The sequence below is a fragment of the Saccharicrinis sp. GN24d3 genome (assembly GCF_052400645.1).
Taxonomy (GTDB): domain Bacteria; phylum Bacteroidota; class Bacteroidia; order Bacteroidales; family Marinilabiliaceae; genus Saccharicrinis.
This window is the reverse complement of the sequence record NZ_JBQTGI010000001.1, coordinates 306,869-331,094: the sequence shown is the minus strand read 5'-3', so window position 1 is coordinate 331,094 and position 24,226 is coordinate 306,869. Positions and strand designations below refer to the sequence as shown.

Here is a 24,226-nt window from a genome sequence, read left to right as displayed (position 1 = left end):
TTGCTTGATTGATTTAATTGTGAAAGGTTGCGTGTAAAAGATAATATTTTGCTTTATTTTTATCCTCCATCATTTATACAATAAAGTATGCCATCTAAAAACAACAAGGCCGTTGACAATAGTGCTATTTACATTGGAAAAATTCCTGGCGAAGAAGCCTTATTGGCAGGCGATGAAATATACGAAGTCTTTCGGGTTGAGGATGGCCTTCCTTTATTTTTAGACGATCATCTGCATCGTTTGGAGGCCAGTTTCATAAAACTTGGTTTTAAGAATCATTTCCAGTATACGGAATTGAAAGATGCTGTAAAACAAATCATCCAACAGAACAAATTAGCCAATACCAATATTAAAATATCGTGCCTTATTGATAAAAAGGGGGCTTGTTCCAAATATATTTTTAGCCTACCTTCCATTTACCCTACCCCAGAAATGTATTCCAATGGAATACAAACCATTCTTTTGGAAGCTGAAAGAGTGGATCCGAACATCAAAAAGGGACACACCCAGGTTCGGGAAATGGCTAATTCAGAGATTAAAAAGGAACATGTTTTTGAAGCTTTGCTGGTAAACCACGACGGAAACATAACCGAAGGAAGTCGTTCTAACGTTTTCTTTATGGTTGGAGACACTATTTATACGGCACCTTCCCACATCGTACTTGAAGGAATAATGCGTATGAAAGTATTGGAGCTTATACAGGAGTTAGGTTATAAAATGAAACTTGAATGCCTACATGAGTCTCAACTTGCATCCATCGATGCCGCATTTATAACAGGCACCTCCCCCCGAATATTACCTATTAAGCGTATTGGTGGCCATATCATTGATGTTAAACACAAGATGATGAGGAACCTGATGACCAAACTAAATGAGAAGATAGCGGCCTATAAAATAAGTGCCGACACGCAATAAGCATCGGCACTTTTATCCTTGATTCTAATCTTAATTAAACCCTGATTACCGTATTAGAGGTGCGTAACGATTATTTAAACACCATAAAACAAGGAGTTGCCGAAACGAGGCACAGCCCCGTTCTGGAGAGTTGAAACAACTCAGTAAAACACCTTGTTTTGAAGTAGTTTAATTGCATAACAGGATATCCCATGCATATGGCGGGTTAAACTCTTGCCAGGATATTATTAAAAGTTTCGCTCGGACGCATCGCTTTTGAAACCAGCTCTTCGTCGGGTTGATAATATCCACCAATGTTTACGGCTTTACCTTGCGCATCAATCAGATCCTGTGTGATTTTACTTTCATTGTCTGTTAACATCAGCACCATCTTAGCAAACTTGCGCTGTAACTCCACGTCTTCGGTTTGCTCGGCCATGGCTTTTGCCCAATATAGTGCCAGGTAGAAATGACTGGTCCTGTTATCCGGTTCATTCACCTTACGCGACGGAGATTTATCGTTCAAGAGAAACTGGCTGTTGGCCTGATCCAGCGCTTTTGCCAAAAGAACAGCTTTCGTGTTGCCCGTTTTGTTACCCATATCTTCCAACGAAACCGCCAAAGCCAGGAACTCTCCCAAAGAATCCCATCGCAGGTGTCCTTCGCTTAAAAATTGCTGAACATGCTTTGGCGCAGAACCGCCGGCTCCCGTTTCGTATAAACCGCCCCCGGCTAACAACGGAACTATCGAAAGCATCTTGGCACTGGTTCCCAGCTCCAGAATAGGGAATAAATCGGTCAGATAATCACGAAGAACGTTTCCTGTAACCGAAATAGTGTCCTCACCCGCCTTCACTCTTTTTAAGGTATATTTCATGGCCTCAACGGGAGACATTATTTTTACTTCCAACCCGGTCAAATCATGACCTTGCAAATAGTCGTTTACCTTAGCGATAATATTGGCATCGTGTGCTCTTTGCTCATCCAACCAAAAAATGGCCGGATTACCCGTTGCTTTGGCTCTGTTCACGGCCAATTTTACCCAATCCTTGATGGCAACATCCTTGGTTTGGCACATACGCCAGATGTCTCCTGCTTCCACGTCATGTTCAAAAACCGTATTCCCGTCAGCATCGGACACCTTAACCGTTCCATCCCCTGAGATTATAAAAGTTTTATCGTGCGAACCGTACTCCTCGGCTTTTTTAGCCATCAAACCTACATTGGAAACATTACCCATCGTAGTCACATCAAAGGCTCCGTTTTCTTTGCAAAAGGCAAAAACTTCCTGATAGATACCAGCATAACAACGATCCGGAATCATCGCCTTGGTGTCCTTTAAGTTACCATCCGGCCCCCACATCTGACCTGAAGTACGTATTGCTGCAGGCATTGAAGCATCAATAATAATATCGCTGGGAACATGCAGGTTGGTTATTCCCTTATCGGAATTTACCATCGCCAATTCCGGCCGGCTTTTGTATACTTCTTGAATCGCGGTTTCTACTTCTGCTTTTTTATCCGCTGGAAGGGTTGTTATTTTAGCGTAAACATCCCCCAGTCCATTGCTGGCATCTACACCTAATTCATTAAAAAGATCTGCATATTTTTCGAATACATCTTTATAATATACAGTAACAGCATGCCCGAACATAACCGGGTCGGATACCTTCATCATGGTGGCCTTCAGGTGTAACGACAATAGTACATCCTCATTCCTGGCAGCCTCAATTTCTTTCGCATAAAAAGCACGTAAGGCTTTTTTACTCATCACGGAACCATCGATCACCTCACTTTCAAGCAATTCTGTTTTTTCTTTTAAAACAGTTGCTTCGCCAGACTTAGCAATCCATTCTATTTTAACGGCCCCAGCTTTAGGTGCTACATATGATTTCTCCGAAGAATAAAAATCCCCTTCGGTCATATGGGCAACGTGCGATTTGGAATCTGAACTCCAGGCACCCATTGAATGCGGATTGTTTTTAGCGTATTGCTTTACGGCTCCCGCTACCCTGCGGTCGGAGTTACCTTCGCGTAGTACCGGATTTACGGCACTTCCCAATACTTTGGCATATCTGGCTTTGATTTCTTTTTCTGCATCCGATTTGGGTTCCACCGGAAAATCAGGTATATCGTAATTATGTTCCTGTAATTCTTTGATGGCCGTATTTAACTGCGGAATGGAAGCACTTATATTGGGTAACTTAATAATATTCGCTTCCGGTTTTTTTGCCAATTCTCCCAATTGCGTTAAGGTATCCGGCTGCTTTTGCGCCTCCGTAAGCTTTTCGGGGAAGTTTGCTATAATTCGTCCGGCCAAAGAAATATCCGTTAATTCAACTTCCACTCCTGCAGCATCTGTAAATGTTTTTATGATCGGCAATAAAGAATAGGTTGCCAATGCAGGTGCTTCGTCGGTTTTGGTGTAAATAATTTTTGATGTTTTTGTCATATCAAAAGGTTTATGGGGCAAGTCCCAAATTATATCAACTATATTTAAATACTTCACTTAAATTACAATTGCCCAACAGGTTACTCCACGTCTAAATCGAATTTTTTAGTCAGCGTCAACAATGCCGGGTTCTTTTTGGCCATCAACTTAGCTTTCTCTGCGGCTGTAAATGCTTTTGTATTTTTTTGCTCACCAACCACTAACTGGGTTTCCAGCTCCAGATTGGCATTTTTTAATTCGCTCTTTAAGAATAGGAATATATTCGTTTTCTGCTCTTTCAGTTCGTTATCCTGCGTCTGGTTTTTAAGCTTAACTTTTAATACTGTGCCTGAATGCAGCTTTGGCCTATGGTTGTTTAATATACTAGCCAAGCGAGGATTTTTAGCCTCAATTTTTTTGGCATATTTTAACCAAGCCAATTTCACCCGATCCTGATCTACGGGATCGTTCCAGCTTGGATCAATCCTGATCTCCTCTTCCTGCGACTTCGCCTTGTTGTAATCCGACTGGCTATCCCCTAAAAGATCACCTTCTCCGTGTAAGGCCGCTTTTAACGAAATTGATTTTTTCAATGGGCTCTTTTGCCCACCGCCATGTTTTACTGGGTTGTTTTTTGCAACGGGTTTTCCAGATCTGATTGGACCTGGTGACGAAGCACCGGTTGAACTTACATTTTTATCACTCCCACCGGAACCGTTTTGTTGCTTCGCCTTTTTAGCTACTTTTTTCTTTGCTGGTCCAGCACGCGAGCTACCTTCAGCAAGGCAAACTCCACATGCAGCCGCTTGTTTTTGGCGACCCTGTATTGCAAATCGCAATCATTGGTAATATTTAAAGCATCCATTAAAAAGTCGATGGAGCTTTTTTGCGCCTGAGCACCATATTTCTCTTTCACCTTAGCTCCCACATCCATCAACTGAATGGTGGCACTATCCTTACATACCAACAAGTCGCGAAGATGGGAACTCAATCCCGAGATAAAATGATGCGCATCGAAACCTCTTCGCAAAATCTCGTCGAAAATCAATAGTGTTTGCGTAGTGTCTTCTGCCAGGAAAGCGTCCACCAACCTAAAATAAAAATCGTAATCCAACACGTTCAGGTTGTCGATTATTTGTTGATAGGTAATGCTTTTTCCGGAGAAGGCCACAATCTGGTCGAAGATAGAAAGTGCATCCCGCATAGCCCCGTCAGCTTTTTGCGCTATCACGCTTAACCCCTCCTCCTCTACTTCGATACTTTCGCTTCCTGCCACATATTTTAAATGACCTACTGCATCCTCAATACTAATCCTGTTAAAGTCATAAATCTGACAACGGGACAAAATGGTAGGCAGTATTTTGTGTTTCTCGGTGGTAGCCAGGATAAAGATGGCATGTTTTGGCGGCTCTTCCAATGTTTTTAAAAAGGCATTAAAAGCAGCCTGCGACAACATATGCACCTCATCGATAATGTACACGCTGTAGATGCCTATTTGAGGGGGAACACGAACCTTGTCAATCAAACTTCGAATATCCTCCACCGAGTTGTTGGAAGCGCCATCGAGTTCATGGATATTATAGGAGCGACTCTCGTTGAACGACTTACACGATTCACACTCGTTACAGGCCTCAAAATCGTCGGTAATATTTGAACAGTTTATTGTTTTGGCAAAGATACGGGCGCAAGTTGTCTTGCCAACGCCTCGCGGTCCGCAAAAAAGATAGGCGTGAGCCAATTGACTGCCCTTGATGGCATTTTTTAATGTAGTTGTGATATTCTGCTGTCCCACTACAGAAACAAAGGTAGATGGGCGATATTTTCGCGCTGAAACAATATAATCCATGAATAACATTTTTGCTCAGGGCAAAGATAAAATTTAACATGGAATGAACACGATTTTTGGGGATTCATTTATCAACAGGCCATGCGATGGCAGCGAATTTCAATTAACCTTACCGGGACAATTTCATACCCCCACGTCCGTTATTCTTTAATAATGATTATCTTTGCATAAAAAATTGAGCGTGCAATATAAAATAAGCGATTGGCTTCCTACCACTGCCAAGGAGGTGAAGGAAAGAGGATGGGACGAGTTGGATGTGATTTTGTTCAGTGGTGATGCGTATATCGATCACCCAGCGTTTGGAGCCGCCGTTGTGGGCAGAATCATAGAAGCGGAAGGATTAAAGGTAGCTATAGTACCTCAGCCCAACTGGCGCGATGACCTGCGCGATTTTAAGAAACTGGGTATCCCACGGTTATTTTTCGGGGTTACTTCCGGCAGCATGGATTCCATGGTCAACCACTATACTGCCAATAAACGTTTAAGATCGGATGATGCCTATACGCCGGGAGGAAAAGCCGGGTTCCGCCCGGATTATGCGACCAATATGTACACGCAGATATTAAAAAAACTATATCCCGATGTCCCTGTCTTAATTGGAGGCATAGAAGCCTCGCTCCGCAGGGTAACCCATTACGATTATTGGAGCGACCAGCTGATGCCGGGCATCCTGGATTCTACCAAGGCCGACTTATTGGTATATGGCATGGGGGAAAAACCTTTGAAAGAAATCCTTCGGTTAATGCAAAAAGGAGTTCCTTTTGGGTCGCTCACCACAATTCCCCAAACGGCTTTTATGCATCATGGGGATGTGCTGCCCAAAAACAAAAACTGGCAGGACCTGGAACTGGCATCACATGAGGAATGCCTTAAAGACAAGGTAAAATACGCCAAGAACTTCAGGCATGTGGAGGAAGAATCGAACCGATGGCAGGCCGCCAGGCTCATTCAACCTGTGGGCAACACCCAGATTGTTATTAATCCCCCGTTCCCGCCTATGTCGAGCAAAGAGCTGGATGCTTCGTTCGATTTACCTTACACGAGATTACCTCATCCCAAATACAACAAAAAGGGCATGATACCGGCCTTTGAGATGATCAAGTTTTCGGTAAATATGCACCGCGGTTGTTTCGGGGGCTGCAGTTTTTGCACCATATCCGCCCATCAGGGAAAATTTATTGCCTCGCGTTCCGAAAAATCAATTCTAAAGGAAGTCAGGGCCATTACCGAGATGCCTGATTTTAAAGGTTACATATCCGACTTAGGTGGCCCAAGTGCGAACATGTACAAAATGGAAGGCAAAGACTTAAAGATTTGTGAGCGCTGTGCCCGTCCTTCGTGTATTCACCCTAATATTTGTACCAACCTGAATACCGATCATTCTGCGATGACCCAAATTTATAAGAAGGTGAACAAAATGCACGATATTAAAAAGGCGTTTGTGGGCAGTGGTGTCAGGTATGATATGCTCTATAATAAAATGGCCACAACCAAAGAACAGGAGAGCCATAAGGAATATATGGAAGACCTAATCACAAACCATGTGTCGGGAAGGCTAAAAGTAGCGCCGGAACACACTTCTGATGCTGTTTTAAAACAAATGCGAAAACCTAGTTTTAAACTGTTTCATAAGTTTAAGGCGGATTTCGACCGTATTAACAAAGCCGCCAACCTGAACCAGCAAATCATTCCTTATTTTATCTCCAGTCATCCGGGTAGCCAAGTTGAAGACATGGCCAACCTGGCTGTTGAAACCAAAAACCTTGACTTTAGGTTGGAGCAGGTACAGGACTTTACCCCTACCCCAATGACGGTGGCAACAGTTATATTTTATGCAGGCATACACCCATACACCCTGGAAAAAACTTTTACAGCCAAATCGAAAAACGACAAACAAAATCAAAGAATTTTTCTGTTTTGGTACAAACCCGAATACAAAAAGAAAATTGAGAGTTTGTTAAAACAACAAAATCAGCAAGAACTGATCAACAAGCTTTTTACCAAAGAAAAAAAAGAAGTATATTTCTCGAAGAAAAATTCTGTTAATTCATCAAACAGACGTCGGCGTGGCCGAAACAACTAATTTTATTAATTATAAACCCAGTAAAACCACTGAATTAATAAAATAGAAGCAAATACTTAACAATATGAAGAAATTTTTCCTGGCCTCACTATTGACCATATTCCTATCGGGCTGTGCTGAACTAATGCAAGTGGTAAATACGATAGAAATGGATGTGCCTTTGTCTGAAACCGAAGTGGCATCCGGCCTTAAAGAAGCCCTGCGTGTAGGAACCGACTCCGCAGCTCACCGCTTAGCCCTTAAAGATGGCTATTTTGGCGATGAAATGGTGAAAATATTATTGCCGGCGGAAGCCGACATTATTGTAAATAATGCCCATAAAATACCCGGCGGACAAAAACTGATTGACGATGTGGTGCTGGGTATAAACAGGGCTGCCGAAGATGCCGCCAAAGAAGCCGGTCCTGTTTTTTATAAGGCGATTACCGAGATGACTTTCACCGATGCCATGAATATCCTGAAAGGTTCCGACAACGCTGCTACCGAATATTTTAAATCAAAGACCTACCAGGAATTGTTCAATTTATACAGCCCTAAAATTAAGAACTCCGTAGACAAGGATTTAATTGCAGGTTATTCGGCTGGCGATACCTGGTCGACGATGACATCAAACTACAATAAAGTGGCCGGATCTTTTGTAGGTCAGATGGCCGATTTAAAACCTGTAGAGGTGGAATTGGAAGGCTACCTTACCCAAAAGGCTTTGGACGGTTTATTCCTTAAACTGGCCGAAGAAGAAAAGAAAATACGAACTGATCCTATTGCCAGGGTAACTGATATTTTAAAGCGGGTGTTTGGGTGATGACAGATTAGAGATTTTTGAGATAAGAGACTATAACCAGGGGGGCGCTTTGAGCGAAGAGCTTTCGGTTTGTTTATTCTTGTGGCGAATATTCATATGTTGTACAAACTCACCCGTGATTTATTTATAAGTTATAGAATTTCATTAATATCCTCTGAAACCATCTGGCGGGCAAAATACTTTTCAACTTCGGCATCATTAACTCAATGGGAGCTGCTACCCTATATTTTGGTTTTAGGTATTTCTTTTTAAGCAATTTCTCTACTTTATATGCCACTTTCATAGGATCGGGTGCATGAGCCACATTCGCTGTTACCGTTGCATCAATATGTTCGAATTGTTCCTTATATGGTGAGTTTTTCACATCCCCCGGTATTTTTCTACCCGAAGAAACCTCGGTTTTAAAATCTCCTGGTTGAATAACACAAGCGTCTATGCCAAATTGTTTGATCTCCATACATAACGACTCCGTTAGGATATCGAGCATGGCTTTGCTCGCCGAATATACACCGTTATATGGCAAGCCTGCTTCTGCTGCCAGCGAACTGACCATGATAATACGACCTCTCCTCTTAGGACGCATAATAGGTAAAACTGCCCTGTTCACCCGTTGAATCCCATACACATTTAATTGAAGAACTTCATCTATCTCCTCAGGTTTGTAGGTTTCTACCGGCCCCAGTGCTCCACGTCCTGCACATTGGATTAAAACATCAATCTGATCAAAATGTGATATGGCTTTATGTATCGCATGATCAACCGACTGTTGACTGGTCACATCCATTTTGAGCCAACTTATACCCTCCTTATTCAACTCATCATCTACTCTTCGGCCGCAACCCATTATATGATGTCCTTTGGTTGCTAAATAAGTGGCAATGGACTTTCCAATACCTGATGTGGCGCCTGTGATAAGTATATTCATGATGATTAGATTATTGATGCTGCAATAATAATACTTTTCAAATTACCCTGATGTTAACCCCGGAAAGATAATACTAATTCCTGTTTTGCATCTTTGCAAACCGAGAATTAAAACTAAGAAAAAAAGGCCACTCCCACGGGAGCAGCCTAGATAAACCATATTAATCAGAAAATTTAATTAAGGACGTGGATTAGGAACATAAACGCGATAGTTATCAATCCAAAGCGCTTGCGTTTCACCTCCATTATAACGCAAGAAGTTAAAATATAATACTCCAGTTTTACCTTTTGTATCCGCACTTACATTGATCGTTTTCCTCACAGTTTCCCATGATCCAACTCCACCTTGGTTAGCTGAACTCCAGTTACCTCCGGCATCATTGGATCCACCGCCTAACCATGTACTTACTCTTCTTTCTAAAGCTCCACCAATATTACCGGCTCTCTGCGCTTCATAAGCAATCTCAATGACATCTCCTTCTGCTACTTCTAATCCTTGAATAACGGCAAAACTGCAGTTTCCGGGACCTTTTACAATGGCTCTACACCAACTTCCTTGATAAGGTTTAATCGGGTTTGCTACTGAAGATTCATTAACAAACTCTGCGGTTCCTTCATTATTAGTATTGTACATCCATACTGACTGATCCTCCATATCTGTATTTAACAGAAGATTATGTCCGTATACACATGGTTCATTCGCTAAATCTAACGGTACAACCAGTCCAGTCGCATCCTTTAATGACCCTGCCGAAGTAAATGATAACAGAACTTCGTCATCACTATACATTTGGTCTGCGAATGTAATTTCTAAGGTTTTTTCTCCTGTAACAGTTAGCCTAATTAATTCCGGTGTAAGAACCGCTCCGCTATTAGTATTAATTGTTAATGAGAATTCATTGATAGCTTCACTTGGTAATGTTTGGGCTATTGGGTGGTTATACTGTATCTCTATTTTATTATCCGTTGCAACTGCCCTGATAGGCTTAACATTAAGTTGTTCAACGACTATAAACCCAACTTTTTCCACAATATCTTCTGTGATACCTTCGGCTCCATCATCACGTCCAGCTGTAAGTGTAACATCATATACACCTGCTTTAGTGAAAATCATCGTTGGATTCAACTGATCAGAAGTTAATGTTTCAGGCCCTACAAATTGCCAATCAAACAGCGTTGGAGAACCTTCAACCGTTGTGGTAAATACGACAGGATAACCCATGAACTGATTAACAACACCAGCTTCATTAACAGGGCTTGCTATATAATCAGCCGAAACAGGGATCTTATTAATTGGCAAAGAAACAGTAGATGTTACTTCTTCACCATCAGAAGATCTGGTAGAAGTTAAACTGATAGATGCTTCACCAGGCTTTGACAAATTAACTCTGAATAACTGCTCGTCGGAAGACATAGTCTCCCCGGCTTGCGTAATAGTCCAGGTTCTGTTATCAACCCCTCCTTCGGTATTGTCAATTAAATAAAAGGTCTGCCCCATATCAACATCAGTAACATCATCACCCTGTGCATTTTTAATTACAATATGCCCACTTAGGTTGCCCATGAGCTCTTTGACATCTACCTCTCGGTCATCCTTTGAGATATCCAAACCCTTGTAGTCCTCTTCATCACATGAAGTAACACTAAGGATAATAAGCATTAAGGATAAAAAATATAATATCTTTTTCATACAATTAAATTTAAGATTTAACAAGCGGTAAAATCCACAAAGTCTATTTACCGCATGTTAACATTTTAATTAATCCATCCAATCTTCTAGAACAATTTCCGTATTGGAATATATCAAAGTATCCGTTACACTGTGCTCAACGCCATCCATTGTATAATTGTATTTACAAATAAATCGATTGTTAGCATAGTCGTAGTTAGAACCTCCAGCTACCAGGGTTATATCAGAACCATCGGCAGCAGTGATTATACCCGTACCGTCAGATTCACGAACCTGCATTTGATACGTATACTTGTTTCCATCTTCCTGGGCACCAATTCGGGCAACGGTTACAACATCTCTGGCGGTGGTATTTAAATACACATAACTATTTAAAACTAGTGCATCATTACTGTAAACCATTTCTGATATTTCCGTACCAGTAGCATCCAGCGTTTTATCCGACCCTTTAATATAATAACGGCCATCCCATTGGTTTTTAAATTTGACGACTACAATGGAATAATCTTTTCCTTCCAGGATAGAATCTGTTGTAGCTTCTGTCATTTTAAAAGGAATAGCATAGGTATTCTGAGACGCCTCCGGGTTTGAAACCAAAGCCTCTCTATCGATGGTTACAGTTACATAACCCACGTTTTCGTTTACCAGATTAATTTCAGATTCGCTGGATAAAGTGTACCATGACGAAGGCATTACCTGAATACCTTTGTCGGTATACTCTGTGTTATCTGTAATTAAAGACTCATCGATAGTGAAATTTACTGTTTCAGTAACTCCTCCGTATGAATATCTACCCCCGTATACAGCGCCTACTTTAATCTCAAAGTTTTCCTGATCATCTTCCATAATTACGGTACGAGCAGGATGCTGGTATGAAAAGTAAGCACCTGTATAAACATAATCTGTTTTATATTCGTCGTAGCAAGCAGTCATAATGGCTGCAAGAAATAACGATAATAAGATTAACTTTTTCATTCGTATAATATTTTAAATTTTCAAAAGTCTCTATTAATGCTTACCCTGCTGACACAGGGCAAGCATTAATATATTTATTTTTCAATTATTTCCAACCATCATTCTGTTTCAAGTTAGGACAAGTAAGAATTTCGTTTCTTGGAATTGCCCCGTATCTCATATATTCCGGAAAATCAACCTGAGTTGGATAAGCATCCCGGTTAAAGTCATACTCTGAGGTAACGCCAAAATTACTAGTAGTAATCGTTGCTTTTTTAACTTTAACATTTAAATCATCATTCCATCTTCTGATATCATAATAACGATGTCCTTCGAAACAAAGTTCGATACGTCTTTCGTTTTTTATAACACCTGACAAATCAGATAATCCAGCCAAATAAGGATCACTTGCAACAGATGCGTCAGCATTTGCCGGAACATTGGCACGGTATCTCACTGCTCTTAAAGCTTCTCTGGCAGTAAGGCCGCCGATAGCAGCATCTGGTCCTCCTGCGCCATTGGCCGCTTCGGCAAAAGTAAGGTATGCCTCAACAGCTCTGAACGTAGCGGTATAGTGCCATGGTTTAGTAGTTGATTGCGCCGCAAAGTTCGGAATCTGAGTAATATGCTTTCTTAGGTAATAGTTAGTACGGGATATACGGGAGTCATCCGCAATCTGATCATTACCTTCAATGGTATTGTTACCTCCGGGCCACATTTCGATGCGTTCATTTTTAAAGGTTGCGTTGTTATAAATAACAGTCATATAAAAACGAGGATCTCTACCTGCGTATGGGTTGTCTGAATCATAACCCGACATTCCGTCAGCAATAGGATAACCGTTGGCCATAGGGAATGCATCTACCAGGTTTTGCGATGGGTTTGTACGCCCTTGCACTGATAGGTGAATTGATGGAGGATAGTTATCCTGCTCCCAACTCGTTGTTTGCGTTGCTCTGCGTAAGATTAATTCAGGGTTACCATCTGCTTTGGTATAATAATCATCAATATCAGTTGGGTTATAGTCTTCGCTTGAAAGACCGCCTACTTCATCAATTACTAACTTGGCAGCTTCAGCAGCTTTAGTATATAAGGCTTTTATTTCAGCATCCGACTTACCTACCGTAAATGCAGGACTGGCAGCATATAAATACAACCGCGCTTTTAAAGCATTACAAGCCGTTGTAGTTGGAATACCTAAAGCCACATCACCATAAATACTTTGTTCTAAACCGGGGTGACTACCCACATAATCGTTAGAATACTCCGGCAATAAACCTGAGCTTAAAGCCGTATCAATGTGAGCTACAATAAAGTCAACACAATCTTCATACGAAGATCTTGAAATATTACGTGCCTCAGCAGCAGTTATATCTTTGTTAACAATAGGTACACCCATAATTTGACCATTCACAGGACCGGCAAAGTCTCTTAATAATTGGAAGTAATTTAAAGCCAACAGGAAGTGAGCCTCACCGCCCATTCTTTCTTTTACTTGGTCGGCTCTTTCTTCACCTGACGTTCTGTAAACGATATCATCATTTAATCCCACAGACAAAAACTTATAGATATCCTTAATATATCTATAGTTTCTTCCCCAAATACTAATAGGGTAATTACTTGATGTTATATACTCACTAATGGTGCGCATCTTCCAGGGCGTAGCATCATAATTGTTAGTAACTGCATTGTCCGTTGCACAATCCAGGAAGTTACCATTCAATGTAGTATAGCTATTGGGTATAGCACCATAGGCAGGAACGTACAAACCAGCAACATACTCCGGATTTAACTGATAGTTAAATACTGTTTCTTCCGTTAAGTTGTTATTGAAATCCTCTTCAAAGAAATCATCACAACCTACAAATGCCACTAGCAATGTAAAAAGCAGTATGTAGTTATTAATATTTTTCATTTTCAATTCTTTTTAATTAGACGATTTCATTAAAAAACAAGTTTTACACCACCAGAAACTGTTTTGAACGTAGGGTTACCGGTAATACCAGCATTTACGTTATCAGGATCTCTGTCGTCTAAATCTGAGATGGTAAATAAGTTATCACCTCTAACGAATACATTTAATTGATCGGCAAAAATGGCAGACGAAACTGTTTTGGGTAACTTATAAGCTAATTCAACAGTTCTTAACTTAAAGTAATAACCTTTTTGCATCAAATAAGTATTGGTATTATAACTATGCGCATTTCCTTCAGTTGATAAACGAGGTTTGGTAAAGTTGTTATCTACTAACCCTACAGCATTTCCTTCTCCATCAAATGTTGGAACAGCAGCATCATAAACATACTCAGAGTACTTTACATTTCCTTTGTTAGTAAAGTAGGTAGGCCATGTTAAAGTTCTATCAAATCCACCAACACCCTGACCTAAAGCATAAAGGCTTACATCTTTGTATTTTAGGTTAATATTGATACCATAAATATAACGTGGTCGCGAATTACCGATAATTACTCTATCGTAGCTGTTAATTACGTTATCGTTATAGGTATATTCACTTTGCGTATCCGACATATCTTTAAACTTGATATCTCCAGGTATTAATGAAGAACCTAAACTTGAAGTTAGAGGTGTAGATCCGTCTGCACCATAAGTAGCCACATCATCAGCTGTCGTATAAAATCCGTCCGCAACATAACCCCAAATGGCGTCTGTTTCAGTCCCTTGTTCGTTTTGGAAAGAGAACTGGTTTAACTCATCATACTGAGTCCATTTAGACTCATAAGAAGTTAGGTAACCTCCTAATGAATATGTAAAGTCTCCAACTTTATCCGTAAACTGAGCTGTTACTTCAAAACCTTTATTTTCGATCGCATTGTAATTATCGTAAATAGTTGGTTCTCCGGATGTTTGAGGGAATGCATATTTCATTTCTGTTGGCATTCCTGTACGCTCTTCCTCAAAATACTCCGCGCCAAGCTCTAATCTATTGTTTAACATGCGCATGGTTAATCCGATATTAAGTTCTTCAGATTCTTCATAAGTTAAACCGGTATTACCTGCCTGAATATATTCTGTGCCCACTAATTGGTCAGAGTTTGTAACACCAATAGTATAACTGCCTGCCCAATATTTGTAATAATTGTTGTATAATAAATAATCAAACGACTTATCGTAGCCCATTTTACCGTACGAAGCTTTTACTTTTAAGTAGTCGATAAAATCAACATTATCCATAAAATCCTCTTCCGAAACAATGTAAGAAACACCAAACGAGTTGAACAATTTCCAACGGTTATCTTTATGGAATTTTCTTGAACCCATGTAAGAACCAGAGTACTCCGCAATATACTTGTTTTGAAAAGCATAATTCACCCTTAAGCCAAAGTTCATCGTTTTATCATCCTGAACTGTAGACATATCGGCAACGTTAGTTTTTGTATGTAACGTTTCCAACATATAACTTGCATCAGCTAAAATAGCATGGTTTCCAAAAGTTCTGTCGTAATTGATGTAAGCTCCTCCACCCATATTTCGATAATATGAGTCAGCTAACCGTTGTTCGTTACCTTTAGGGTTTGAAATACCATTTACAATTAAAGTATCTTGTCCTAGTGCAGTTACATCAGGCTTAAGTGTGCGATATTCCAACTTTTTACCTTCTGAAATATAATTGTTAACATCGAAAGTAGCAAAGACTCTTGCTTGTAAACCTTTGACATATTTATCGAAATCAAAGTCCATTCCAATATTAGTTTGCGCAAAAGAAGTTGCATCTCTTTTATAACCTGCATAAACCATATCCCCGTAAAGGTTACTACCGCCTTGTCCGGCAGATGTTCCTAAAGAATCCGCATGCGGTTGATCGCTAATAAAGATGGGATAATCGTTTGGTTTTGTGCCTGAAAGAGCACTAAAAAAGTTGCTATCACTTAACCTGTTTCCTTCCACGTTATAAAAGCGACCTGCGATATCTAAATTAACAGTAATTACATTATTCACTTTATAATCCAGGTTACTTCTTAAATTAAAAGCATCTGTTCTACTTTTATCACCAACTGCTTCTAAGCCACTTTCTCCAAAGTAACCCATATTAAAGAAATACTTGGTTTTATCATCACCTCCAATTAACTGCGTATTTACTTTTTGAAAGCTGGTTTGATCTTCCAGAAACATATCATAAAAATCTACATCCGGATATTTATAACTAGAACCTGCCATGTCAATATCTTCCTGCAGGTACAGCGGATCTAAACCATCGTTCATACGCGCCTGGTTATTATACTTCATATAATCAGCGGCACCTACGTACTCCGGGTACTCGTTGGCCATTCTTAAACCATAATCACCCGTTACAGTAAACTTTCTCTTTGCATTTTTTCCTCTTTTGGTTTTAACCACAATAACACCATTGGCAGCTTTACTACCGTATAACATTTTAGCAGTAACATCCTTAAGGATATGCACAGACTCTACTTCATCAACCATCACCGAACTTAAAAAGCGGTTAGAAAGGCCATCTATAATTACCAATGGTTGATCATCAGTACCTCCACGAGAATATCCTCTAACCCGACCTTGAAGATAACCGGGTACTTTCCAGGCTAATGCATTGGATAATGTTGGATAACCCGATTGCATTAAATCCTCTTTCGTAATTACGTCAATTGATCCTACAAGTCGGTCTTTTGAAACTTTCCCGTATGGCAGCTCAATAAGTTCTTGTTTTATACTATCATTTACTTCCTGTGCTTTAACTGTATCCACACAAAGCATACAGAGCAAGGCCAATGATAGTGTCACAATATATTGTTTCATAATTTATTCGTATTTAATATTACCAACCAGGATTTTGTTTAAACGTAGCAAACATATTCACATAATCGCTATGCAAAGGATACCAGTAGTGTTTGTCTTCAAAAACCCGAGGTACATTTAGTTTTTTATTCACATAATTAAATGTACCATCGTTATTATTAGTCACCTCCGCACCGTAGATTCCCTGTGCGAAAACATCTTTAGCGATTCTCCAACGACGCATATCTTTCCAACGACGGAACTCACCGTAGAACTCAACTGCCCATTCATTGCGTACTCTGTCTCTAAAGTCTGACTCATTAAGATATTCATCTCTAATTTCAGACATACCTACTCTTGTACGGATTACATTTAACGCATCCTCAGCCGTATTTACCACAATTCCTGTCGTTTCGTCAGTAAAGCCTGCTCCGGGTATTGTTGCCGTTGGGCCATAAACTTCATTGGCCAATTCAGCTAAACCCAAATACATATCAGCTAAACGAATTAGGGGGAATGAACGATAATAGTTTTGAGAATATTGGTTGTCAAATTTGTTATAACCCAACTTTCTCCATTTACCGGCTGCAAAATAACCTGTATATACAAGGTTTTTACCTCTGTAATATTTAAAGTGATAACCAGCCCCATCGTCATTGCCCGGGTCAATATCATTGAACCATGCTTCGTTTGTTCTGGCAGCTCCACTAGGGTCAGAAATATACATATCATCACCTGGACAGAAAATAAACTTTCTTAATCGAGGATCCCTGTTATCATACGGATTTCCAGGATCAAAAGAAGGGTCATCAGATGAAAAGTTAGAGACCGGGTAACCGTTGATCGTTTCAAACTTATCCACTGCATTTTGTGTTGGTACGTTAAATACGGCCCAACCACCATCGTGCTGTGGCAAAAACCATCCGGTACCTGAACCTCCACGGTTCATCGGCAAACTCCAATTGTTAGAATTGGTTGGCACAGGTTGTAACAAAGCTTCATTGGTTATAGCACCGCCATTTTCGTAACCTTGCGACATCCAGTTTTCCATATAATGCGCTTCATCATAAAGCTTATAGCGAGTACCACCATTGGCTACTTGCTTTAAAGCAGCCAGCATGGCATCAATGCCTTTTTGGGCATACTCCTGATTATATGAATCCTGGCCGTATGGATAAGCTCCATTTTGCGTATTCATTAAAGGACTGGCCGCATACAAATATGTCATCGCCTTAATAGCCAAAGCAGACGTCTTGGTTAATCTACCTATATCTGTTGATGTAGTCCATCGGTTTGGTAAATTTTGGTAAGCATCATCACAGTCGGCTGCAATTAAATCGGCACAACGCTGGAAAGATGGTCGAATCTGGTCGAAGCTATATTCTGTTGAAAAGGAAGATCTTCCTCCTCCAGCAGTATCTACTAATAAAATAGGACCATAACGACGAATTACCTCAAACTGGTGCCAGGCTCTCAATGCATACGCCTGTCCTAATAACTGTCCTTTTAATTCATCTTGTGTATAACCAATCTCTGCTGGGTAATCCACCAGATTATCGATATTTTCAATTGCCAACCCCATGGCACGTATAGCCTTTAAAGACTTACCCGCTGGTTCGTTATAGTATGGATCTGCGCCATAATCGGTTTCTGATCTAAAGCTCATCCCGAAATCTCTCCATCTAGAATCCTGCCAAACACCTTGATTAATGGACTTGTAAACAGGCATGGAATTTTTAACCGCCTGTTGTTCATCGGACATCGCACCTACAAAAGCGCCCCAGTTTGTTGAAGAACAAACATAGTTCATCACCAACCAGTTTCCTCTATCTACCGCTCCTTTATAAGTGTAATATTCTGAGTATACTTCATCTGCTGTAATCCCTAACTCAGGACTCTTATCCAGGTAATCCTCACAGGAAACCAGACCAAGCACAGTAGCGAATAATACAATTAATAATCTATTATTTTTTTTCATGTTCATCTAATTTTAGAATGAGAATCTACAACCAAAATTATATCTCTTTGTAATAGGATATACCTCGAGTTTTTGTGCTTCAGGATCGAATGCACTTGGTAATGTTTGCCATGTGTACAGGTTATTTCCATTCACGTAAAACTCAACACTATCAAAAAATCCTGTTCTATCTAATAATGCTTTGCCTAATTTATACTTTAATTCCACGTTTCGAATACGCAGGAAAGAACTATTCCTTAGACTATAAGTACTTGTGGTTTTATAGTAATCTGTTTCAACAGTATGCATAATGGGTATGTCAGTATCCGTATTCCATGGAGTCCATGAATCTTTTTGCTCGTTGTTTTTCAACATAAAGCCGGTACTAGTATTGGTATCATAAGCATATAAGTAGTTATTTGATATAGCTTTGGATAAGCCAAACATACCATTCAACATAACTGTTAAACTTAAGTTTTTATATTGTGCTCCGAATGAGAATGCATACGAGTTAGACGCATAGGAAGGATTACCAATAGCCACTTCATCATTACCATCAATAACACCATCTGCGTTATAGTCATTCATGGTTAAATCTCCTGGTACGAATTCCGACCTTAACGAAGTAGGTGAGTACGCATACACTTCGTCCCAGTTTTGCATGATGCCTAAAGACTGTAGTCCACTGTTCCAGCCTATTGGCTTACCCGCTTGCTTTACATATTCAGCACTTGGCAATGGATCATCTCGATTAACAATTCTGTTTTCACTTAACGATAAGTTAGCTTTTGTCCAGTATGAAAAGTTATCTCCAATTTTATCGTTCCATACTAATTCAATATCGATACCATGGTTTTTCGTTTCACCCATATTTGCATATGGAAAAGTATTACCATACCAGTTAGGAATAGTGCGGCGTTGCATCAAGATATCTTTACGATTCTCCTGGAATAAATCAACCGTAGTTTTTAACCTGTTACGTAACACGTTGAATTCAACACCTAAGTTTTGCTTAATGGCAGTTTCCCAGCTAATATCAGGTACTGCAGGCTGACCCTCAGAATACATGTATAAACCAGTAGAGTTATTACTACCGGTAATATTCGGTACATAACCATACTCCATTCTGATTTGATCGTCATCATATGAACTAAAGTAAGCAAATCGTAAATTACCTAAACCTTTATCAGATCCTACCTCACCATACGAATATCTAAGCTTAATAAAGTCGATAAATGGCAGATTGTCCTTGATAAAGTTTTCTTCGGAAAGCACCCAGCCAACAGCCATAGATGGAAAAAAGCCAAAACGTTTTCCCGGAGCAAAGTTCTCGTTACCATTATAAGCGCCGTTTGCTTCAAATAAATACTTATCCGCAAATCCGTAAGTGGCGCGGCCTACCCAACTCTCTTCGTAGTGAGAGAAGTTAGCACCGCTTTTTTGCTTAACGCGTTGGAATAACGCTAAAGCACTTACTGCATGGTTACCAAACGACTGGTCATAGTTTAAAGAAAATTCATAATGAAGGTTAGTGCTATATCCATCGATTGTTTCGTTAGATAAACTTGCCGGGTTTTCCCAGTCGTCTAATCTGTCCGTATCTTGTAAGATAATGATATTACCATTTTCATCCACGTCCGGAGAATAACCATCCGAAGAAGGAATCCAGTAATAAATTGGTGCATTCTGCCATAATTTCTCAATGCTCGACTCGTACGTTCTACTGTAGTTGTATGAGAATTTACCTGCTGCAGTAAAGTGTTTACCAATATCCTGCTGTAAGATAAAATCGGAATATAAACGGTTTTTCTTAGTAGAGAAACCTCCTTCACGCTCCATCATTCCCTGGTAGTTTACGTTTATGGAGTTGTTTTGATCCATCCCTAACCTACCATCTTCAAAAACCGGGGGTGCATATAATAACGAGGCTGCATAAATACGTTGCATCATTTGTCCACCGCTGCCTGCAACACCAGAATTAGTCCCTTGCGTATTGTAGTTACCGTTCCAGTTGGTCATATCACCGGAAAGTTTTACATTGAACTTAGTTGTTTTTGTAAGAGTAAAATCTAAGTTGGTACGCCAGTTAAAACGTTTTTGATAGGTACGAGGGTCGAATTCAGGTTGTTCTTCTAAATCAAAAATATCACCATCATAGTTATAACCGAAAGAAGTAAAGTACTTTACAAAGTCGTTACCTCCCGTAATATTTAAGTTATACTGTTGTGTGTATCCTGTCCCAAAAAGTTCATTAATAAACGAAGTATACTGGTAGTAAGGATTGTCTGCATAGGCGGGGTCTCTCCATCTATCAATATAAAACTCCGGCCATAAATCATAATTATGATCATTCATCTTAGCCAGGTTATGATAATCCAGGTTAGTTGCAAAATCAGATACGTAATCGGTATCGATGGTTGGATCTTTAATACCCACGTTGGCAGAGAACTGAATTTTCGGCTTACCTATAGAACCACTTTTTGTGGTCACCAGGATAACACCGTTTGCAGCTTTCACCCCGTAAACGGCTGTAGCAGAAGCATCTTTTAACACCGAGATAGACTCAATTTCGTTAGGGTCTAAGTTGTTAAAATCACGTTCCACACCATCCACTAAGAACAAAGGTGTATTATCAGTCCACGTAGATTGACCACGGATTAGAATGGTGGCCGCAGTAGAGCCCGGCTGACCGGCTGCCTGCATAGTAGATACACCAGGAAGTAGGCCTGTTAAAGCCTCAGATACAGTAGTAACACTACCTGCTTTTAAAAGCTCATCTCCTTTTGTTTGTGTAATAGAGCCTACTACCGACTTCTTTTTCTGCTGACCATAACCCACCACCACTACGTCGTCGATCATTTCAGTTTCCGCTTTCAAGGTCACATTGATTACCGACTTACCGGCAACCGCAATTTCCTGAGTTTGATATCCGATAAATCGGTATACCAAAACCGCATCCGAACTTATGGTTATGGAATAATTACCGTCAAAATCGGTAATGGTACCTCTGGAATTATCTCCTTTTACAACGATGTTCACCCCAGGGATTACTTCTCCGGTATCATCCATTACTTTACCCTTAACTGTCACATCCTGTGCGAAAGCATTGGGCAAGGTAAACAGAAACAGAAGCATTAGTAAGCTTCTTGTGACACCTTTCATTTTTACTTTTAAAGTTTTTTTCATAGTAAAATTGTTTTATTTCAATGACTCACTTCAGAATTCTCTTTTACTGTGTAAGCACATTAAAACCAACTAATGATTACATTACTTCTAAATGATAATAGTGCACTGCACTTGTTGATTTAAGAGCAAATGCTCGTATGCTATTTGTCCCCGAACTTTTGCAGGGATCCAGCATTCGTTTGAAAGAACCTTTCATTTTTTTGTGATTTCCATTAAACATGAACACGCTTTTTATTAAGATATTTTAAACACTTTTTTATAATTACAAATCTATATTAACATCTGTTAACGCAATCATATAAAATAAGTGCAATAAAGGGGGTTTTTTGTTGAAGGTGGATATTTTGACCGAAGCAAAGGGGGGGATTTTTTTACACCTACACAATCAACCTACTCTTACCCCCTCGTTTTATGAAACTTACAAAAAACAACCTCAATAAATACAAACAGAATTCATGACATACATTATTTCATACAAAGGCCAAATGTTTAGTCATTGTACAGCGTGAAAAGCAATACACAATCCCTACTCTCCACTCTAAGCAATTATTATTTTTTAACACGCCGGTTTACGAATCCCAAAGGCATTCACAATCATTTATTTTCCATTTAACTTTAAGCTATACAATATTATGGATTGTTAAGGTATTGATAAAAATAGACCTTTTATAAAATTGCATATTTTAGAATAATAGTTCGTAAGATTTTACCTTTCTGTGACATACCTTTGGGCACCGGCAGGGCTGACAAAGAATCAAGGTTAAAAGACTTATTTATATAGCGCCTTATATATACTGATTACCAAACCATCACATCCCTCTCAAAAAACAAACATTCCAGCACTTAAACCCGCAATATGCATTAGAAATTCTATTACACATTGAAATTACTTTAAAAGAAGACACTTCGTTGCATCACTTTCAACTTACCAGAACGATGCTCCCGAAAATAATCGGGACAAGTGATGCCTCGTTTCAGTACTGCCTTGTTTTATTGTACTTGCAATGCTCATGACGAACCTCCAATACATAATCCGGGTTAAAAAAACATTAACCAAAAATCGTTAGAAGCTACCCAATATTTAAAAAAAAGGGAGACCACTTATCGGCCTCCCTAATATAATCTAAATAATATCTCTTACTACTGCACTTCTACTTCAAAAGCACAGGCATAATCTGATTTACTTTCTCCTTTTAAAGTAATACTTAATCCATTCTCATCCACACTCCAGTCACAGCCTTCGGCACTTAACGGTTTTACGCTTTTAATGGTTCCATTAAACACTTTATTTTCTTTGGCAAAAGATTTAACCAGGTAATTTCCATCTTCGGCTACATCCATCGCAATAACATATACCTTTCCATCTTTTTGTGTAAAGCGGAAATCTGCAGACGTTAAATCCGGGTTTTTACCTTCGGTATGGTGACCTGTTTTTACCTCCGTTGGTCCTTCACCAAAAACATTCCAAGGACGGGTATTATAAATTGCTTCTCCATTCACCTCTAACCATTCGCCCATCTCCAACAAAATAGCAACCTGATCTTCCGGAATTGTTCCATCTGCCTTAGGGCCCACATTCAACAACATATTACCGTTTTTACTTACAATGTCAATCAGATCATCTAATAAAGTATTGGCATCTTTCGATTCCCAATTAGTTACATAACACCAGCTGTTTTTTCCAATAGAAGTATCTGTTTGCCAGGGGAACTTAAGGATATCGGCAGATTTACCACGCTCAATGTCCCAAACATTAGTCCCTTCCGGAAAAGTTCTGCGACCAAAGTTTTTGGTTTGTAAAACAACATCTTTGCCCCATTCAATGCCTTTGTTATAATAGTATTGTGCTAATTGTGGGTGATAAGGGTCAAACTCTTCATGATCCAGCACAAAGTCGAACCAAAGAATGTCGGGTTGATAATTATCAATAATATCCTTGGTACGATTCCACCACAGCTCCAAAAACTCTTTGTCCGCAGGAGCATAATGCGCATGATTGCGCGAATATAAATCGGCATACTGAGGATCGGCAGTATCAAAGCCTTCCTTGTGGTTATAGTAGTTCCAGTTGAAGGCAAAATGAGAAGAAGCTCCAAAATACAACCCCTGTTCCTTGCTAGCCTTTGAAAGCTCGCCCAATATATCTCTCTTAGGACCCATATCAACCGCATTCCACCTTGTAAAATTTGATTTGTACATGGCGAATCCATCATGGTGTTCGGCTACAGGCACTACATATTTGGCGCCAGCTTTTTTAAATAAACCAACCCATTCTGTCGCACTGAATTTTTCAGCCTTAAACATAGGGATAAAATCCTTATACCCAAATTCTCCCGGGTTACCAAAGGTTTTGACATGGTGCTTATATACCCACGAAGGCGCTTCATGGGTTACTTCTCCATCCGGGTTCCATTGTACCGAATCCATATACATCCATCGGGGATACCACTCCGAAGCAAATGCAGGCACACTATAGGGGCCCCAATGAATAAAAATACCCAGTTTCGCATCCTGGAACCAGGAAGGGGTCTGGTACGTCTTTAGCGACTCCCAATTAGCTTCAAACGGAGTATTATTTACCGTTTTGTTTACGTCTTTGGTCTGACAGGCTACCACCAACAGCCCAAATAACGCAACAATAAATATACTTTTCTTCATATGATTCCTGTTATCGTTTAACAATTCGTAAAGAATGGTTTGCATTCAA

The 24,226-nt window shown here is 39.8% G+C and carries 14 protein-coding genes; 3 read left to right on the top strand and 11 right to left on the bottom strand.

The genetic code is table 11. The features are described 5' to 3' along the window. Nucleotides 1–87: 87 nt before the first annotated feature. Complete coding sequence (locus tag ACT29I_RS01020; protein ID WP_430932653.1) at nucleotides 88–915, top strand: aminotransferase class IV; 828 nt, start codon at nucleotides 88–90, stop codon at nucleotides 913–915. A gap of 205 nt (nucleotides 916–1,120) precedes the next feature. Here ACT29I_RS01020 and ACT29I_RS01015 read toward each other — a convergent pair whose 3' ends face one another. The 3 genes from ACT29I_RS01015 to ACT29I_RS01005 form a co-directional block, all read right to left on the bottom strand. Then, nucleotides 1,121–3,346: an NADP-dependent isocitrate dehydrogenase gene (locus tag ACT29I_RS01015; protein WP_430932652.1), complete on the bottom strand. Its 2,226-nt coding sequence runs from the start codon at nucleotides 3,344–3,346 to the stop codon at nucleotides 1,121–1,123. Nucleotides 3,347–3,426: 80 nt separating this feature from the next. Continuing rightward, nucleotides 3,427–3,918 carry a hypothetical protein gene (locus ACT29I_RS01010; protein ID WP_430932650.1) on the bottom strand — a complete coding sequence of 164 codons (492 nt, stop codon included), beginning with the start codon at nucleotides 3,916–3,918 and terminating at the stop codon, nucleotides 3,427–3,429. Between the two features lie 146 nt (nucleotides 3,919–4,064). Continuing rightward, entirely contained in the window at nucleotides 4,065–5,171 is a 1,107-nt protein-coding gene (locus ACT29I_RS01005) for a DNA polymerase III subunit gamma/tau (RefSeq protein ID WP_430932648.1), read from the bottom strand. A gap of 181 nt (nucleotides 5,172–5,352) precedes the next feature. Between ACT29I_RS01005 and ACT29I_RS01000 the strand changes: the two genes are divergently transcribed. Continuing rightward, nucleotides 5,353–7,254: a YgiQ family radical SAM protein gene (locus ACT29I_RS01000; protein WP_444792507.1), complete on the top strand. Its 1,902-nt coding sequence runs from the start codon at nucleotides 5,353–5,355 to the stop codon at nucleotides 7,252–7,254. Nucleotides 7,255–7,318: 64 nt separating this feature from the next. After that, a complete protein-coding gene (locus ACT29I_RS00995) occupies nucleotides 7,319–8,056 on the top strand; it encodes a DUF4197 domain-containing protein (protein WP_430932646.1) in 738 nt (245 codons plus the stop codon). Nucleotides 8,057–8,180: 124 nt separating this feature from the next. Here ACT29I_RS00995 and ACT29I_RS00990 read toward each other — a convergent pair whose 3' ends face one another. The 8 genes from ACT29I_RS00990 to ACT29I_RS00955 form a co-directional block, all read right to left on the bottom strand. Beyond that, entirely contained in the window at nucleotides 8,181–8,981 is an 801-nt protein-coding gene (locus ACT29I_RS00990; protein ID WP_444792506.1) for an SDR family NAD(P)-dependent oxidoreductase, read from the bottom strand. Nucleotides 8,982–9,158: 177 nt separating this feature from the next. Then, nucleotides 9,159–10,670, bottom strand: coding sequence for a PKD domain-containing protein (locus tag ACT29I_RS00985; RefSeq protein ID WP_430932645.1), 1,512 nt, complete (start codon nucleotides 10,668–10,670; stop codon nucleotides 9,159–9,161). Between the two features lie 69 nt (nucleotides 10,671–10,739). Further along, entirely contained in the window at nucleotides 10,740–11,645 is a 906-nt protein-coding gene (locus ACT29I_RS00980) for a DUF1735 domain-containing protein (protein WP_430932644.1), read from the bottom strand. Between the two features lie 85 nt (nucleotides 11,646–11,730). Then, entirely contained in the window at nucleotides 11,731–13,539 is a 1,809-nt protein-coding gene (locus ACT29I_RS00975; protein ID WP_444792505.1) for a RagB/SusD family nutrient uptake outer membrane protein, read from the bottom strand. Nucleotides 13,540–13,568: 29 nt separating this feature from the next. Next, the gene (locus ACT29I_RS00970; protein ID WP_444792504.1) at nucleotides 13,569–16,397 is read right to left on the bottom strand and encodes a SusC/RagA family TonB-linked outer membrane protein; all 2,829 of its coding nucleotides are present in this window, start codon (nucleotides 16,395–16,397) and stop codon (nucleotides 13,569–13,571) included. Between the two features lie 19 nt (nucleotides 16,398–16,416). Continuing rightward, the gene (locus ACT29I_RS00965; protein ID WP_444792503.1) at nucleotides 16,417–18,354 is read right to left on the bottom strand and encodes a RagB/SusD family nutrient uptake outer membrane protein; all 1,938 of its coding nucleotides are present in this window, start codon (nucleotides 18,352–18,354) and stop codon (nucleotides 16,417–16,419) included. A gap of 12 nt (nucleotides 18,355–18,366) precedes the next feature. Continuing rightward, nucleotides 18,367–21,519 carry a SusC/RagA family TonB-linked outer membrane protein gene (locus ACT29I_RS00960; protein WP_430932640.1) on the bottom strand — a complete coding sequence of 1,051 codons (3,153 nt, stop codon included), beginning with the start codon at nucleotides 21,517–21,519 and terminating at the stop codon, nucleotides 18,367–18,369. Nucleotides 21,520–22,659: 1,140 nt separating this feature from the next. After that, nucleotides 22,660–24,177 carry an alpha-L-fucosidase gene (locus ACT29I_RS00955; protein WP_430932639.1) on the bottom strand — a complete coding sequence of 506 codons (1,518 nt, stop codon included), beginning with the start codon at nucleotides 24,175–24,177 and terminating at the stop codon, nucleotides 22,660–22,662. Between the last annotated feature and the right edge of the window lie 49 nt (nucleotides 24,178–24,226).